11 protein-coding genes and 1 tRNA gene are annotated in these 15836 nt (G+C 67.2%); 4 read left to right on the forward strand and 8 right to left on the reverse strand.

Features of this window, described 5'->3' with window-relative positions; genetic code table 11:
- Positions 1–256 precede the first annotated feature (256 nt).
- Positions 257–1039 carry a hypothetical protein gene (locus AC5JDC_RS10755; protein ID WP_495841348.1) on the forward strand — a complete coding sequence of 261 codons (783 nt, stop codon included), beginning with the start codon at positions 257–259 and terminating at the stop codon, positions 1037–1039.
- Between the two features lie 70 nt (positions 1040–1109).
- Here AC5JDC_RS10755 and AC5JDC_RS10760 read toward each other — a convergent pair whose 3' ends face one another.
- Entirely contained in the window at positions 1110–2027 is a 918-nt protein-coding gene (locus AC5JDC_RS10760) for a class I SAM-dependent methyltransferase (RefSeq protein WP_495841349.1), read from the reverse strand.
- Between the two features lie 1109 nt (positions 2028–3136).
- Here AC5JDC_RS10760 and AC5JDC_RS10765 point away from each other — a divergent pair.
- Positions 3137–4147: a ligase-associated DNA damage response exonuclease gene (locus AC5JDC_RS10765; protein ID WP_495841395.1), complete on the forward strand. Its 1011-nt coding sequence runs from the start codon at positions 3137–3139 to the stop codon at positions 4145–4147.
- On the forward strand, positions 4147–5802 hold the full coding sequence (locus tag AC5JDC_RS10770) for a cisplatin damage response ATP-dependent DNA ligase (protein WP_495841350.1): 1656 nt from the start codon (positions 4147–4149) through the stop codon (positions 5800–5802). Before AC5JDC_RS10765 ends, AC5JDC_RS10770 begins: the two co-directional genes overlap by 1 nt.
- Here the strand turns inward: AC5JDC_RS10770 and AC5JDC_RS10775 are convergent.
- Entirely contained in the window at positions 5772–6875 is a 1104-nt protein-coding gene (locus AC5JDC_RS10775) for a hypothetical protein (protein WP_495841351.1), read from the reverse strand. The two genes, AC5JDC_RS10770 and AC5JDC_RS10775, sit on opposite strands and share 31 nt — an antisense overlap.
- Before the next feature lie 245 nt (positions 6876–7120).
- On the opposite strand from AC5JDC_RS10775, the gene AC5JDC_RS10780 reads away from it, so the two are divergent.
- A tRNA-Thr gene (locus tag AC5JDC_RS10780) sits at positions 7121–7196 on the forward strand.
- 507 nt (positions 7197–7703) lie between these two features.
- Here the strand turns inward: AC5JDC_RS10780 and AC5JDC_RS10785 are convergent.
- The 6 genes from AC5JDC_RS10785 to AC5JDC_RS10810 all read right to left on the reverse strand — a co-directional run bounded on the left by AC5JDC_RS10785 (position 7704) and on the right by AC5JDC_RS10810 (position 15514).
- Positions 7704–9437 carry a Na/Pi cotransporter family protein gene (locus AC5JDC_RS10785; RefSeq protein ID WP_495841352.1) on the reverse strand — a complete coding sequence of 578 codons (1734 nt, stop codon included), beginning with the start codon at positions 9435–9437 and terminating at the stop codon, positions 7704–7706.
- A 48-nt stretch (positions 9438–9485) separates the two neighbouring features.
- Positions 9486–10535: a phosphate ABC transporter substrate-binding protein PstS gene (gene pstS, locus AC5JDC_RS10790; RefSeq protein ID WP_495841353.1), complete on the reverse strand. Its 1050-nt coding sequence runs from the start codon at positions 10533–10535 to the stop codon at positions 9486–9488.
- Between the two features lie 260 nt (positions 10536–10795).
- Positions 10796–11659, reverse strand: a complete 864-nt coding sequence (locus AC5JDC_RS10795; RefSeq protein ID WP_495841354.1) for a TIGR01459 family HAD-type hydrolase — start codon at positions 11657–11659, stop codon at positions 10796–10798.
- Complete coding sequence (locus AC5JDC_RS10800) at positions 11656–12927, reverse strand: FGGY-family carbohydrate kinase (RefSeq protein ID WP_495841355.1); 1272 nt, start codon at positions 12925–12927, stop codon at positions 11656–11658. Before AC5JDC_RS10800 ends, AC5JDC_RS10795 begins: the two co-directional genes overlap by 4 nt.
- The gene (locus AC5JDC_RS10805; RefSeq protein WP_495841356.1) at positions 12924–14000 is read right to left on the reverse strand and encodes a class II aldolase/adducin family protein; all 1077 of its coding nucleotides are present in this window, start codon (positions 13998–14000) and stop codon (positions 12924–12926) included. Before AC5JDC_RS10805 ends, AC5JDC_RS10800 begins: the two co-directional genes overlap by 4 nt.
- Positions 14000–15514, reverse strand: a complete 1515-nt coding sequence (locus AC5JDC_RS10810; RefSeq protein WP_495841357.1) for a glycerol-3-phosphate dehydrogenase — start codon at positions 15512–15514, stop codon at positions 14000–14002. The genes AC5JDC_RS10805 and AC5JDC_RS10810 overlap by 1 nt, the downstream gene beginning before the upstream one ends.
- Between the last annotated feature and the right edge of the window lie 322 nt (positions 15515–15836).

Raw genomic sequence — 15836 nt, forward strand, 5'->3', positions numbered from 1 at the left:
AAAGCGGCGGTGATAGGCTCACCGCCGCCCCTAGTATTGCCTGGTGGCTCACTTTGAGGCTCTGCGACCCGGCCGGTTGCGGAGCCTCTCTATTTACCCCGTGCCGCGTCCGTGAGCCGTGACGACAGCTAGGGGAACCCTTCTGATTCGCATTTCCGGCCTCCTTTCCACACCCGGACGCTAGTCTTGGCCGCAGCGCTTGTCAATTCCTATCAGGACTGCTATCTGATAGGCTGTCAGATAGGAAGTGACGGCGATGGCTGACGAAGTTTTACCAGACTCCACGCAGAAGCGCGACCGAGGTCCCTCGTTTCCGTTCATTGGACTAGAGAAGGCCGTTGATCGGCTTGCACAATTCTTCGCGAAGGCACGACGTTTCGACGTACGGATCGCCGATGCCGCCGGAGATTGGGGGCTGGGAGCGAAGAGTAGCGGGACGTTTCAGACTGTGGGCGCGCTTCTAGCATATGGTTTGATTGAAGATAGCGGAACCGGTGAGTCTCGGAAAATAAGGGCCTCCGATGCTGGCGTTCGGATCCTTGAGGACAAGCGTCCCGGCGTCCGCGAAACGTTGCTGGCGGAAGCCGCCTTGAAGCCTAAATTGCTGCACGAATTTGCAACAGTGCACTGGAAGGAAGGGCGGCCAGACGACACCCATGCCATCAGCAGTCTTAAATTCGAGCATGGCTTCACCGACGATTCCGCGCACAAATTTTTGCGCATCTTTGACGAAACTATGCGATTCGCAAAACCTCCGATTTCTGATAAGCCTCCGGATGAGGAAGCCGCCCCCGAGAATGGCAACCCTGAACGGGAGATAAAGCCGAAAGATGGCGCCCAGAAGCATAAACTCACGGTCAAGAGCGTATTGATGGATGGTGAACGCGAGTTGACAACTGGACTCCTTTCTAAAGAGGCTAGTTTCCGGCTAGTCGTAACCGGACCGGTTGGCGAAAAGGAGATCGAGCGGCTAATTAAGAAGCTTGAACTAGACAAAGAGATTCTAGCCGATACCGGCGACAATGGGTTTCGTGAGTAATTCTAAACAACTCTGATGAGAAAATCGCAAATCGATTTTCCTCTGTGAAGTTGCTCAGGACAGATGGCAACTATAAGATCGATCTTGACGCGATGAGCACTAACCCCTCCACCGGCACGCCGCGGTCCGCCCTGATCGTGTGCACCGCGAGCGAAACCTCGGGCAGCCCCGCCACCTGAAGCACCCGCCGCACGTAACCCTCCGAATGCGCATAGCGCCGCGTCTCGCGCAGCACGAAATCCTCCGGCCCGTCATGCTTCTCGACGGTAAAGGCGAACAGCCCATCGCCGGTCAGGGCCGCCGCCACCATGCCCGCGACGCGCTCCAGCGCGCCGACATACATGAAGACGTCGGCGGCGGTGACCAGATCGGTGCTCGCGGGCGGCAGCACGAGGTCCTGCAGGTCCGACTTCTCCAACCGATCGTAAAGTTTTCGCGCCTCAGCCTTCTTCAGCATGGCGGCGGAGATGTCGTGGCCCTCCAGGTGCCGGACGAAGGGCCGCAGTTTTTCGCCCATCAGCCCTGTGCCGCAACCGAGGTCGACGGCGCGGTCGAAGGAGCGGCCCGGTGCCGCCGCGCGGATCGCCTGCTCCAGCAACTGCGGCACGCGGTAGCCGAGCGTCTCCACCAGCGCGTGGTCGAATTTGTCGGCATACTGGTCGAACAGCGTCTCGACAAAGGCGCTGGGCGGCGCCGCGGCCGCCGGCTCGGCGCCGACCAGCTGCAGCTTGAGCCGGGCGCCCGGCCGGTCGGCCGGCTCAAGCTTCAGCGCCATGCGCCAGGCCTGCCCGGCCTCGGTCACCGCGCCGGCCGCCTCCTGGAACTCGCCCAGCCTGAACCAGCCCATCGCCCAGCCGGGCGCGAGTTCCAGCGCCGAAAGCATCAGCTCGGCCGCCGCCGCATGCTCGCCATTGGCGAACAGCATTTCCGCATAATCGGCGCGGCGGTCGGCGATCAGGTCGCCGGAGGAGGCGGGAAGCGGTTTCATTGCGATCTCAGGATGAACACCGATGGACGGCGTCGACGCGCCGGCGACGACCTGCCTTGTTGCCTCACGCACGATGTCGCCGCATATCGCCTTCCGAAGCATTCCGGCAAGCCGAAATTGAGCCGGGCGAGATCGACAGCTGAAGCCGACACACAGCGGGTCATCCCGTTCCGCACCGCCGGAGCACTTCGCTGGCGTTCCGGCCTGGATCCTATGGTCTGCGCGACGGCCTTCGGCCTGCTCCGCCATAGGATGACGAAGGCAAAGAGCGTTCCCGCCAATCTTCAACGTTGGCGATTGGCGGAAGCACCCTTCGCATTCGTCATCCTATGGCGGAGCAGGCCGAAGGCCGTCGCGCAGACCATAGGATCCAGGCCGGAACGCCAGCGAAGTGCTCCGGCGGTGCGGAAGCCCCGCATCTCCGCCGCATTCGGCGCGGAGACGGCGTGGAAACAGGGGACAGTTTACTTTCTTTCCGCAGAAAAGCGGTGACGCTTCAAGGTCGCGCGGGCGGAAAAAAGTAAACTGTCCCCGGCGCTTACCCGGAATTTGCTCCGCCTCTGCCATGCCGCGGAGCACGGCAGGCGTCGCTCACAGGCGGAATTTTATCCCCTCCGTTTCGGCTTGCCGCATACTTGGTCGTGAAAGCCGCTCCCTGCGGGAATCTGGTGCGCACCGGGTATCAGGAGGGAGCGTCGGCGCCGGGTCGGTCGTGCAAACGGTAGCGCGGCTGGCGTGAGCTGGAGACCCGGGCCCCAGCCGCGACACCTGCGCGAATGCAGCGCTAGCGGACGGGCAAGAACGCCGGCGGGGCGCGGGTCACCGCGCCACGTATTTCATTAGAGAGGCTCGGCCCCGCGCCCCGCTTCCCGCACTTTTCTCTCAATGGCCAGACTGCGATGCAGGGCGTGGCGAGGATGAGGCTTGGCTACAGGGGACAGTTTACTTTCTTTCGGCAGAAATGCCGCAGCGGTTCAGAGGTCGCGCGGGCCGAAAAAAGTAAACTGTCCCCGGCGCCAACACCCGTTCCGGCCGCGAATGCTCCCGCCGAGTCAGCAGTCTGCGACACAAGGCTTTGCTTGCGCGTGCAAAACCTTATCTTCGGCCTCATGCGTGCCCGCGACCTGCTCCACCCCCGGCCCGAAGGCCTGTACTGCCCGCCGGGCGACTTCTTCATCGATCCGGTCCGGCCGGTCCCGCGCGCGCTCATCACCCACGGCCATTCCGACCATGCCCGTGCGGGCCACGGCGCTGTGCTCGCCACCAAGGAAACGCTCGACATCATGGGCCTGCGGTACGGCGACGATTTTGCCGGATCGACGCAGGCCGCGAAACTCGGCGAAAAGATCGCGATCGACGGGGTATCCGTCACCTTCCACCCGGCCGGGCATGTGCTGGGCTCGGCGCAGATCGCCGTCGCGCACAACGGCACATGCATCGTCGCCTCCGGCGACTACAAGCGCCAGGCGGACGCCACCTGCGCGCCGTTCGAGCCGGTCGCCTGCGACGTGTTCATCACCGAGGCCACTTTCGGCCTGCCGGTCTTCCGCCATCCGCCGGACAGCGACGAGATCGCCCGCCTGCTGAAGTCCGTCCGCCAGTTCCCGGAGAGCGCGCATCTCGTCGGCGCCTATGCGCTCGGCAAGGCGCAGCGCGTCATGCGGCTGCTGCGCGAGGCCGGCTTCGACCAGCCGATCCATATCCACGGCGCCCTGGCGAAGCTCAGCGCCTACTATCAGAGCCGCGGCATCGACCTCGGCGAGCTTCAGCCGGCGACGCTTGAGGACAACACCAAGGCCGATTTCGCCGGGGCCATCGTCATAGGTCCTCCATCCGCCTTCGCCGACCGCTGGGCCCGGCGCTTTCCCGAGCCGATCGCCTGCTTCGCCTCGGGCTGGATGCGCATCCGCCAGCGCGCAAAACAGCGCGGCGTCGAGCTGCCGCTGATCATCTCCGATCATGCCGACTGGGACGAGCTGACCCGAACGATCCGCGAGACCGGCGCCCGCGAAGTGTGGGTCACGCACGGCCGCGAGGAGGCGCTGGTGCGCTGGTGCGAGCTTTCCGGCATCGCCGCGCGGCCGCTGCATCTGGTCGGCTACGAGGACGAGGGCGACTGATGAAATCCTTCGCGGAACTCCTCGACCGTCTGGTGCTGACGCCGTCGCGCAACGGCAAGCTGAAGCTGATGAGCGACTATTTCGCCGCAACGCCGGACCCCGACCGCGGCTATGCGCTGGCAGCGCTCACCGGCGACCTGTCGATCGCGGCGGTGAAGCCGGCGATGCTGCGGATGCTGGTCACCGAGCGCATGGACCCGGTGCTGTTCGGCTATTCCTACGACTATGTCGGCGACCTCGCCGAGACGGTGTCGCTGGTGTGGCCCGACCCGCCGCCGGAGAAGAAGCCGAACCACGCGCCGACGCTGGGCGAGGTGGTTGCCGCGCTGCAATCGGCGAGTCGTTCCGACGGGCCGTCGGTGCTGGCGAAACTCCTCGACAGCGCCGGCATCTCGGCGCGCTATGCCATCATCAAGCTGGTCACCGGCGGCCTGCGCATCGGCGTGTCGGCCAGGCTTGCCAAGCAGGCGCTCGCCGATCTCGGCAAGATCGAGGTGAGCGCGATCGAGGAGGTCTGGCACGGGCTGGAGCCGCCCTACGGCTCGCTCTTCGCCTGGCTGGAAGGCAAGGCGCCGCCGCCGCAAAGCACGGCGCGCGCGCTGTTCCGCTCGGTGATGCTGTCGCATCCGGTCGAGGACAGCGACCTCGAAAAACTCGACCCGGCCGACTATGCGGCGGAGTGGAAATGGGACGGCATCCGCGTCCAGGTGGTGGCGGAAGGCGGCGTGCGAAAGCTCTATTCGCGCACCGGCGACGAGATCTCCGGCGCCTTCCCCGATCTCGTCGAGGCGATGGCTTTCGACGGCGCGCTCGACGGCGAGCTGCTGGTCGGCCACCCGCCGCAGCATACCGGCACCTTCTCCGACCTGCAGCAGCGGCTCAACCGCAAGAGCGTGTCGCCAAAGATGCGCGAGCGCTTTCCCGTTTTCGTGCGCTGCTACGACCTGCTGCAGGACGGAGCGGAAGACCTGCGGGCCCTGCCCTTCGTGGAGCGGCGGGCGCGGCTGGAAAGCTTTGTCAGCCGGCTCGATCCCTCCCGCTTCGACGTCTCGCCGATCGTCGCCTTCGCCGCCTGGGCTGAACTCGACGACAGGCGTCGGCACCCGCCGCATCCGGTGATCGAGGGCGTGATGCTGAAGCGCAAGGACTCGCCCTATCTCGCCGGCCGGCCGAAGGGCCCGTGGTTCAAGTGGAAGCGCGACCCGCACACGGTCGACGCGGTGCTGATGTACGCCCAGCGCGGCCATGGCAAACGCTCCAGCTTCTATTCCGACTACACCTTCGGCGTCTGGGCCGGACCCGAAGGGGCGGAGGAACTGGTGCCGGTCGGAAAGGCCTATTTCGGATTCACCGACGAGGAGCTGCGGCAGATCGATAAATATGTGCGCGACAACACGGTCGAGCGTTTCGGCCCGGTGCGCTCGGTGCGCGCCGACAAGCGCAGCGGGCTGGTGCTGGAGATCGCCTTCGAGGGGCTCAACCGCTCGACCCGGCACCGCTCGGGCGTGGCCATGCGTTTTCCGCGCATCTCGCGCCTGCGCTGGGACAAGCCGTCCGCGGAAGCCGACCGCATCGAGACGCTGCAGGCGCTGCTCGACCGGCCCGGGCCGGCGAGCGCCGGCGGTCAGGGCGAGACCGAGACCTTGATCTCGTAGATGTCGACCGCCTGGCCCTCGTTGGCGAAGTCCGGGATGATGGCGATGGTGCCACCGGCGCCGGGATCCTCCTCCGGCAGCGCGAGTTCGAACAGGAAGTCGGCGCTTTCGTAGCCGACCGCGTAACGCTTGCGGCCGCAATCGCCGAGTTCACCGAAGTTGCAGTCGACCGCCATCTCCGTCTCCTGCCCGTCGGCGGCGCGCGCGACGATGTCGAAGGTGGCCTTCCTGCCGGCGATCTTCTCCAGCACGCCCTGGCCGACGTCGAAGACGACGGCTGCTCCCGATTCGTTCGAGCGGATGCGGAAGAAGCTGCCGGTGTCGTCCTCCATCGCCTCGGCACTGGTGCCCGCCGGCGCGCTCACCGACGTCGCGTCGTCCGGGGTGAAGATGCCGATCCAGTCGCGCTGCAAATCGGGCTGGCTGGAGAGCACCGGCGGCCCTTCGTTCTCGGGGATGAAGTCCTCCTCGCCGGCGGTCTGCGGCGGGTTCGGCACGGACGTGTCGCGCTCCTCGGGCGACTTGAACAGCCCGGTCTGGTAGGCGAACAGCACGCCCATGCCGACCAGGGCGACGAGCGTGGCGGCAACGAAGATCATGGCAAGCGGCCGGCGGCCGCGGGCGGCGCGCTCCGGCTCGGGATCGGGCCTGACCGAAGGGGACGCCTGCGGCGCCCGTGCCGGAGCGGCCGCGTCCCGCTCCGCGCGCATGTCGAGACGCCCGAGTTCGCCGGAAGCACCGGCGTGACGGCCGTTCGCCCGCGGTTCCACCGACACCTCGGGCGCCGATACGGCCGGAGCCTCGCCCGGCTCCATGCGCAGCTCGAAAGCACCGGCGAGCGGGTCAGGCTCGGGCGCCGGCACGGCCGGGATGAATTCCGTCTCGATCTCGGCGACCTTGGCCTGCAGCACCTTGCGGCGATTGATCGCCGCCTCCACGGTCAACTGCGGATTGGCCTGCAGGGCGCGGTCGAGCGCGGCGAAGGCCTTGCGGTACACGCCTTCGCGAAACGCCTTGTCCTCGGCGTCGCCTTTCTCCAAGGCGCCGCGGATCGCTTTCTCGATCGGATCCAAACCGTTCTCCCACGAACCGAACACCCTTCACATGATCGTTAGCGGCAGCGGCGCGTTCAATCAACGGGCGGACGGAAGGGAAACGCCGATGGCCGCCGTCAAGCCGGCCCGGCGGCCGACGGGGCGCCCTGGGATGAGGCCGCGCCGCCAGTCCGGCAGTTCCCGCAAATCGCCGCGCCGACGGCTTGAATTTGCCGCGCAATCCGGCTATCAGGCGCTCACCGTCGGGCCAGCCCGAACCGGCAGCCGCTTTAGCTCAGTTGGTAGAGCACATCATTCGTAATGATGGGGTCGCGTGTTCGAGTCACGCAAGCGGCACCAGCTCTCGCGCAAATTGACTATAAAAATCAACTTGATGGCCAAGTGCCGCTGTCGACGCGTCCTGCCGGAAAGGCAGGCTACCATGTCCAGCGCAGGTACGAAGTCGCCAAACCGACCTATCCCCATATCGCGCCATACAAGGTCCAGATGACGGCGATGGTCACAACGGCAACCGCCAGCATGAAGCCGATCCCCAGAGCCCAAGACCGGTTGTGAGGTTCTTCTGGCGACGGCATCGACCGATCCCCGGCTGTTTCACGGCAAGTCAAACAGGTTTTGAGCCGCAACGAAAGGCTCGACCACGTCACCGCAGCCTGCCTGGCTACCAATGATGACCTGGCAGCGATGGAGCCGCGAAAGCATGTCAGAGAGCGGTGGCGGTTGACTCCCTCCCAAGGTCGGCCCCGTAAACGAACCCGGGCCCGGCACAGCGCCGAGCCCGCGACTTGATCTCCCGCGGACGTGTCGCCCCGGCCGCCGTCGGCGGACGCCGCCGGAATCGAGGTCCTATTCCGCCGGCACCGCCGCCGCATCACCGGCATAGCCGGTACGTTGCTGGCGCTGCGCCGCCGCGGCGTTGATCTTGGCCAGGACGCCGGCACGGTTCACCGATCGGCGCTCCGCATCGATGCGGTTGATCAGGAGATCGGCGCGCTCGACGCTGCCGAGGATGGCGAGGATGGCGCCGCGCTCGGCGGCGCCGATCGCCGGCCCGGTGTTCAGCACCTTGGCGCGCATCTCTTCCACGGTCGGGATCTGCACGTGGCCGGCCGGCATGGCCGGCGCGGTCACGCCGCCGTTCGGCATGATCAGGCGCATGGCGTGGTCGAGCTTGAGCAGCGCCGTGTCGACGACCTCCTGGGCCTGGCTGCCGAATTTTTCGCGCTTCACGCGCCGCGCCACCTGATGCAGCGCCTCGGCGAGACTCGCGGTGAAGTCGGCCTCCTCAATCAGGCTGGCGACGAGGTCGAGCTGGTCGTAGGGCATGTCGTCCTTGAACAGCGACGCCGAATAGGCGCGGATGTCGCGGTTGAGGATGTCGACGGCCGTGAAATGTTCGCCCGGATCCTTCGGCGCGTTCTTGGCGCCGCGCGCGATGTCGAGGAAGACGGCGCCGGCTTCGAGGTCGCGCAGCGTTTCCTGCTGCACGGCGGGAACGGCCTTCAGGAGATCGCCCGAGAAGGCGCGGTCGAGATATTTCGGCGTGGAATAGTCCTCCATCTCCTCCGCCGCCGTATGGCCGATCCGCGACAGGTACTTCTCGAAAACGCCGACGAAGGGGAACAGCAGCATCGTGTTGAAGATGTTGAAGGCGGTCGAGTAGATGCCGATGGCCACCGGCACCAGCGGATAGGTTTCCTTGCCGTTGACCATGACCGGCAGGCCCGGATCGCCGCCGAACCACTGCATCGCCGCTTCCAGGAGCTGCATCGACAGGAAGAACAGCGGCAGCATCACGGCCACGCCGAGGAAATTGAAGGAGATATGGGCGTAGGCCGCGCGCTTGGCGTTCTTGGAGAGATTGAGCGAGGCCATCCAGGAGGTGATGGTGGTGCCGAGATCGGCGCCGAGCGAGAAGGCGACCGCCGTCTGCCAGTCGAGGATGCCGGCCGCGCCGAGGCCCATGACGATGCCGATGGTCGCCGACGAGGAATGGATCAGCGCCGTGATGCAGGCGGCCACCAGCACGCAGCCAAGCAGGCCGAAAAAGCTGTCGGCGTTCAGGCTGGAAATCAGCGACATGATCTCGGGCATGTTGCGCAGCGGCTTCAGGCCGCCGGTCATCAGGTTGAGGCCGTAGAAGATCAGGCCGAAGCCCATGCAGGCGAGCGCGATGTTGCGCACCTTCTCGCTCTTGGAGAAGACGTAGACCAGCGCGGAGACGCCGGCGAACAGCAGGCCGAGCGGCCCGAGCGGCAGCGCGATCAGCCCGTTGCCAAGCGTGGTGCCGATATTGGCGCCCATGATGACGCTGATCGCCGGGCGCAATGCCACGACGCCGGCATTCACCAGGCCGACCACCATCACTGTCATCGCCGTGGACGATTGCAGGACGCCGGTGATCACGGTTCCGGCGAGCACGCCCTTGACCGGCGTTCCCGCGAATTTGGCCAGCAGCGCGCGCATGCGGTTGACGGCGAGCGCCTGGATGCCGTTCGACATGAATTCGAGGCCAAGCAGGAAGATGCCGAGGCCACCGATGACCGGCACGATGATCTCGCGGAAATAGTCGACTTCCATGGTGTGGATCCTTTCGGCCCGAAAATCGTCCAGGCGTGCTTGTGCTGCTCAGAGCCCGGCGCCGCCCGGCAGGGTGCTGTGCCAATAGTCCTTGACCTTGCGCACCAGAGGCTCCGGCAGGGGCACGTAGCCGAGCCCGGCCGCCTCCTCGCCGCCGCGCTCCAGCGCGTGCGACAGGAAGAACAGGGTGCGGCGGGTCCGTGCCACCGAGCGCTCGCTCTTGTGCATCATCACGAAGGTCGCGGCGGTGAGCGGATAGGCGTCCGCGGCGTCGACCTCGGTGAGTTCGAGATAGAAGTCGCGCTCCGGGTCCCAAGCGGCCTTGGCCGCCGTCGCCGCGAAAATTTCGGCGCCGGGCGCGATGAAATTTCCGCTGCGATTGCCTACCTGGGCATAGACCAGCCCGGCGCGGCCGACTTGGCCGAATTCCATGTAGCCGATCGCGCCAGCGGTCTGCTTGACGGCGGCGATCATCCCGGCGGTCCCTTCCGCGACTGTCCCCTTCGGCCACTCGACCAGGGTGTCGGCACCCACGCACTCGCGCCATTCGGCGCTCGCGGCGGAGAGATAGCGCGTCCAGGTCAGCGTCGAGCCGGAGCCGTCGCCACGGTGGACAACGGCGATCGGCAGGTCGGGCAGAGAGAGATCGGGGTTGACGGCGACGATAGCCGGATCGTTCCAGCTTGTGACCTTGCCGAGATAGATTTGCGCCAGGACATCGCCGCTCAGCTTCAGCCGGCCGGGCTCGACAGCCTCCAGGTTGACCACCACCGCCAGGCCGCCGATGACGATCGGAAACTGCGCGAGGTCGAGCTTGGCCAGTTCCTCCGGCGGGAACGGCGCGTCGGACGCGGCGAAATCGACCTCCGGCTGGGCGAGCCGCATGACGCCGCCGAGCGAGCCGATCGGCTCATAGTCGACGCCGATGTCGCCGAAGACGAAATCGCTGCCAGCCGCCCGGAACTCGAGGAAGCTCTTCGTCCACGCACTGATGACCGGAAAGGCGAAAGTGGAACCCGAACCCTGGATGCGCTCGGCTTGGGAACGCTCGACGGAGGCGAGCATCGAACCGGCGACGATGAGAACCGCCAGGGCCAACAACGGCAAGCCCCGCCGACCGTCCGGCCGAAACGCAAAGAAAAATCCCGACACGCGACGCCCCCATCAACTGTCGCTTCAACCTAGGGGCATGATGTGACAGCCGAGTGAAGGTTTACGGGTGGTTAAGGAGCCGGCCAGTTGCAAGACTGCGGATGCCGATACCGCAGGCCAGCGCGTCGGCGAGGTCCCCGGATCGGCGAAGCGGTAGAGTGGCGGATTGGTGCCGGGCGGGAGCGTGGAGGACACCGTCCCGCCCCTTACCGACCGAAAGCGAACGAGGCGAGGAGATGGTCCGGCCGCGCGCCATGCTCGCTATAGAGCGCCTCCAGTCCCTCCGGCGCGAGATCGGCCAGAACGCCCGATCTGACCAGGGCCGCGGCCAAGCCAGCGCCTTTCGCGCCGGCGATGTCGTGCTCGATGCTGTCGCCTATGCCGACGACGCGGGCCCTTTCGGGGTCGCCGACCAATTTCAGCGCCGCTTCGTAGATTGCGGGATACGGCTTTCCGATCCATTCGACCGTGCCGCCGAGCTCGGCATAGAGCTCGGCGATGCGGCCGGCGCCGAAGCGCGGGCCGACGGCGGTCAGCATGATCTTGTCGGGATTGGTGCAGACGAGCCGCGCGCCGCCTTTCGCCGCCGGCGCAAGCAACCCGGCATAATGCTCGAGCGGAAAGCGGTCGCCCTCGCTGCCGCTGAGCAGCACGATCTCGGCCGCCGCCGCATCATTCACGATGTCGAGGCCGAGTCCTTCGACCGCACTCCTGTCGCCGTCGCGGGCAATCAGCAGGCATTTCGTGCCGGGGGCGAGCCGCGGCTCACCCATCTCGCCGGCAAAAATCTTCCAGGCCACCTCGCCGGAGCTGACGAAGACGTCCCAGGAAGCGGGATCGAAGCCAAGCCGGGCCATGCGCTCCTCGTTGGGCCTGGCACGCTTGCCGGAGTTGGAGAGCAGCACCACCGTCTTGCCTGCCGCCTTCAGCCGCGCCAGCGCCTCGATGGCACCGGGATAGGCGGCGCTGCCGTCATGCAGCACGCCGAACTGGTCGACGAAGAAGACGTCGTAGCACGCCGCCAGTTCGGCAAGGCCGGTCGCCCCGGCTGCTTTTGCCGCGGCGCTCACAGCAATCCCTCGGCGCGCGCGCCCTGCAGCGCCAACCGCGCCGTTCCGGCAGCCGCTTCCTCGGATAGCGCCGGCAGGAAGGGCACATCGAGCCGGCGCCGGCGAATTGCGGTCCAGACAGGATTCGCCGCGCCGCCGCCGACACTGCGCAGCGATGCGAGCCGCGGTCCGCCGAGTTCGGCGAGCAATGCGTAGGCGCGCGCCTCGATACCGGCGATGCCTTCCAGGATGCCATGCAGGAACAGACTGTCGTCGTCGGGCCGCGGCTCCATGCGGGGCGCAAGCTCGGGGTCGGCGACCGGAAACCGCTCGCCCTTGCCGAGCAGCGGATAGTAGTCGAGGCCGCTCCGCCGCTCCGGATCGATCCGCTCCGACAGCGCCACGATCCGCTCGACCGGGAAATAGTGGGCCAGCACCTTGCCGCCGGTGTTGGAGGCGCCGCCGGCCAGCCAGCGGTCGCCGATGCGGTGGCTGTAGAGGCCATAGCGCGGCGCGAAGATCGGCTTGTCCGACAGCACCTTCACAGTCAGCGACGAGCCGAGCGCCGTCACGCCATCGCCGATTTCCGCAGCGCCGGTGGCAAGGAACGAGGCGCAGCCGTCGGTGGTGCCGGCAACGACGATCGCGTCGGTCCGCAGGCCGAAGCGCCGAGCGGCCAATGTGTGGACGCGGCCGACCGGCGCGCCCGGCGCCATCACCTCGGGCAGCAGTGCCGGATCGGCGCGGGCCGCCGCGATCCAGTCAGGCCAGCGCCGCGCCACCGGGTCGTATCCGGTCTTCAGCGCGTTGTTCTCGTCGCTGACGTCGAAGCGGCCGGAAAGCTGGCCGGCGATCCAATCGGCCTGGTGGATGACCCTCCACGGCGTCAGCGTCCTGCCGAAACGCATCGCCTTGGCGAGGCCGGATGTCGGCCCGTGCGCGGCGCTCTCGGCGGGCGCCGCCGCGGCGATCGCCGCGAGAATGCCGGCGTCCGCGACCGGATCGGAATACATCAATGCATCGGTCAGCGGCCGCCCGTCGCGGTCGATCGGCAGCATGGTGCCGGAGGTGCCATCGACAGCGAGCGCCACGACCGCAGCAGGATCGATACGCGACAGCAGATCGCCGAGCGCAGCCTGCAGCGCGCGCAGCCATACCGCCGGGTCGCGGCCGTTTTCGCCATGCTCTGCCATTCTGGTGCCGGCCTGCGCGGCGACCGCTCCCGACGCGTCCATCGCCACGGCGCGCACGCCCGACGTGCCGACATCGATGCCGACGACGAGGCTCATTGCCGGGCGGCTTCCATGCGGCGGGTCAGCTCCTGCCGGTATTTCTCGGCATCCCAGTTGAGAAGCTGGTGGGCGTCGGCGGCGGCGAGATAGTGCAGGCTGGCATGCTCGTCGATGCGCGCCGTGACGTCGGCGAGGCAGCGGGCCAGCGCCTCGGCGCCGGCATTGGCGTCGTTGCGCATCAGCACGCCCTTGCCGGGGAACAGGATCGACATCGGTGCGTCGCGCCCTTCGGCGGCAAGCCTGTGCACAACGGCCTGCGCCGTCTCGCCCGGCGCGGCGACGACCGACCCATCGCCGAGGAAGATCACATGATCCGGGTAGAGCGTTCCGCCGGCTGCGATCTGGCAGCTCGCCGGATCGCTCGCCGCCGCATGCGCTTCGGGCGATACCGGCAGCCGATAGTTGCTGCCTGTGGCCAGCCGGAGCAGCGCGTCCGTATCGGCCTGGGGCGCCGGGCGCGGTGTCCGCGCCAGTAGATCGCAGACGCGGGCGAGCAGGTCTTCCGTTTCCGCCACCGTGTCGGCCGCCACCACCAGTCCGTGGTTGCCGAGGACGAGGACGTTCGTCTCCGGCCCCCGCCGCTCGGCGATGGCGCGCGCCAGCGGCAAGCCCGGCCGGCAATAAGGGACGAAGACCCAATCGAGCCCGCGCAGCCGCTCACCGACCACGGTCTCGGCATCCGACCGCACGGCGAGCGAAATGGTCTCGACGCAATGCACATGGACGACGACGCGCTGCGGCATCAGCGCATGCACGGTGGTCTCGATGGAGGGCCTCAGCCCCAGCGGATTGAGGTCGGCGACGACGAAGGCTTCGGCCTTCTCCGCCGCCGGGTCGAGGTCCGCCACCGCCTGACGCAGCGGCGGCATCTTTACCGGCACGAAGATGTCGTCGCGCCCGGCATGCATCAGCCAGGTGCCGGAGGCCTTGATCCACAGCACGCCGTCGTCCTTCAGCGAGGTGTTGCCGCCCGCCGCCTGCACCAGCAGCGGATCAGCGCCTACGCGCGCCGACAATGCCCTCAACGCCGCGAACTCCGCGGCGGCCCGATCATTCCTGAACCCCGTCATCATCCTGCCTTTGCCAGCCGTCCGGCGCACCAGTCCTCGAAGGCGGCCCGCTCCTCATCGTCGAGGTGCAGCCCGTGCTTGGTGCGCCGCACCAGAATATCCTCGGCCGTCTCGGCCCACTCCGTTTCCGTCAGGAACGCCGCTTCGCGCTCGTAGAAATCCGGGCCGAAGCGGCGGCCGAGGTCGGCCAGCGACTTGGCACGGCCGACCAGCGCGGCGGTGCGCGTCCCGTAGAGGCGGGCATAGTGCTTCGCCAGCGAGACCGGCAGCCACGGATAGGCGGTGCGCAACCCGCCAAGAAACCGGTCGAAGTCCGCGTCGGCCAGGTCGCCTCCCGGAAGATGCGCCGCCGCGGTCCAATTGCCGCGCATCGCCGGGAAGAACGGCTTCAGCTTCTCCAGCGCATGCTCCGACAGCTTGCGGAAGGTGGTGATCTTGCCGCCGAAGACGGAGAGCAGCGGCGCCTCGCCGGCCCTGGCGTCGAGCTCGAAGATGTAGTCGCGCGTCACCGCGCTCGGATTGTCGGCGTTGTCGTCGTAGAGCGGCCGCACGCCGGAGAAGCTGTGGATCACATCGTCACGCGTAAGCTTGCGCTTGAAGTAGCGGTTCACGACCTTGATCAGGTAGGCGATTTCGTCCTCGCCGGCCACGACGTCCTCCGGCCGTCCGGAATAAGGAATGTCGGTGGTGCCGATCAGCGCCAGGTCGCCTTCATAGGGATTGATGAAGATCACCCGCTTGTCGGTGTTCTGCACGAGATAGGCCTGCCGGCCTTCCCAGAACTTCGGCACGACGATGTGGCTGCCCTTGACCAGGCGCACGGCGCGCGCGGCGTTCACCCCGGCGACATGGCCGATGACGTCGTTCACCCACGGCCCGGCGGCGTTGACCAGGGCGCGTGCCCGCCAGGTCTGCCGGACGCCGGTGCGGCCGTGGCGCGTCTCGACAAGCCAGGCGCCGCCCTCGCGGCGGGCCGAGACGCAGGCGGTGCGCGTCATCACGCGCGCGCCGCGCCCGCTGGCATCGAGCGCGTTGAGCACGACCAGCCGGGCATCGTCGACCCAGCAGTCAGAATATTCGAATGCCTTCGTGAAAGCCGGCTCGATCGGCGCGCCCTCGGGCGCGGTGCACAGGTTCAGCGTGCGCGTGCCGGGCAGCCGCTTGCGGCCGCCGAGATGATCGTAGAGGAACAGGCCGAGCCGGACCAGCCAGGCCGGCCGGTCGTCGGGGCTGTGCGGCAGCACGAAGCGCATCGGCCAGATGATGTGCGGCGCCGAATTGAGCAGCACCTCGCGCTCGATCAGCGCCTCGCGCACCAGCCGGAACTCGTAATATTCGAGATAGCGCAGCCCGCCATGCACCAGCTTTCCCGAACGCGAGCTGGTGCCTTGCGCGAGGTCGTCCTTCTCGGCGAGCACCACCGACAGGCCGCGCCCCGCCGCGTCGCGGGCGATGCCGGCGCCATTGACGCCGCCGCCGACGACGAAGAGATCGACTGTGTCGGGCTCCGTCATGGACGGCACCCGCCGGCGGCGCGGCCAGCACTCTTCTCCCCGGATGAGGGGCGGCGAAGGTCCGGGGTTCTGTTTTCACCGCCGGAGTACGGCCGCACCGGTACGGCATGGATCCCAGGGTCTCCGCCTCCGCTTCGCTCCGGCTCTGCCCTAGGATGACGAAGACAATAGGGTTTTGCGGCCAATCGCCGACGTCGGAGACTGGCGGAGGCACCCCTCCCATTCGTCATCCTAGGGCGAGAGTCGGAGCGAAGCGGAGGCGGAGACCCTAGGATCCATGCCGTACCGGTGCGGCCGTACTCCGGCGGTGACCGTTCTATTA

This window comes from Kumtagia sp. (assembly GCF_059502445.1).

Bases quoted from the DNA above. Each gene is read 5' to 3' on its own strand.
- AC5JDC_RS10755 (WP_495841348.1), top strand. From the start codon at position 257: ATGGCTGACGAAGTTTTACCAGACTCCACGCAGAAGCGCGACCGAGGT.
- AC5JDC_RS10760 (WP_495841349.1), bottom strand. From the start codon at position 2,027: ATGAAACCGCTTCCCGCCTCCTCCGGCGACCTGATCGCCGACCGCCGC.
- AC5JDC_RS10765 (WP_495841395.1), top strand. From the start codon at position 3,137: ATGCGTGCCCGCGACCTGCTCCACCCCCGGCCCGAAGGCCTGTACTGC.
- AC5JDC_RS10770 (WP_495841350.1), top strand. From the start codon at position 4,147: ATGAAATCCTTCGCGGAACTCCTCGACCGTCTGGTGCTGACGCCGTCG.
- AC5JDC_RS10785 (WP_495841352.1), bottom strand. From the start codon at position 9,437: ATGGAAGTCGACTATTTCCGCGAGATCATCGTGCCGGTCATCGGTGGC.
- AC5JDC_RS10800 (WP_495841355.1), bottom strand. From the start codon at position 12,927: ATGAGCCTCGTCGTCGGCATCGATGTCGGCACGTCGGGCGTGCGCGCC.
- AC5JDC_RS10805 (WP_495841356.1), bottom strand. From the start codon at position 14,000: ATGACGGGGTTCAGGAATGATCGGGCCGCCGCGGAGTTCGCGGCGTTG.
- AC5JDC_RS10810 (WP_495841357.1), bottom strand. From the start codon at position 15,514: ATGACGGAGCCCGACACAGTCGATCTCTTCGTCGTCGGCGGCGGCGTC.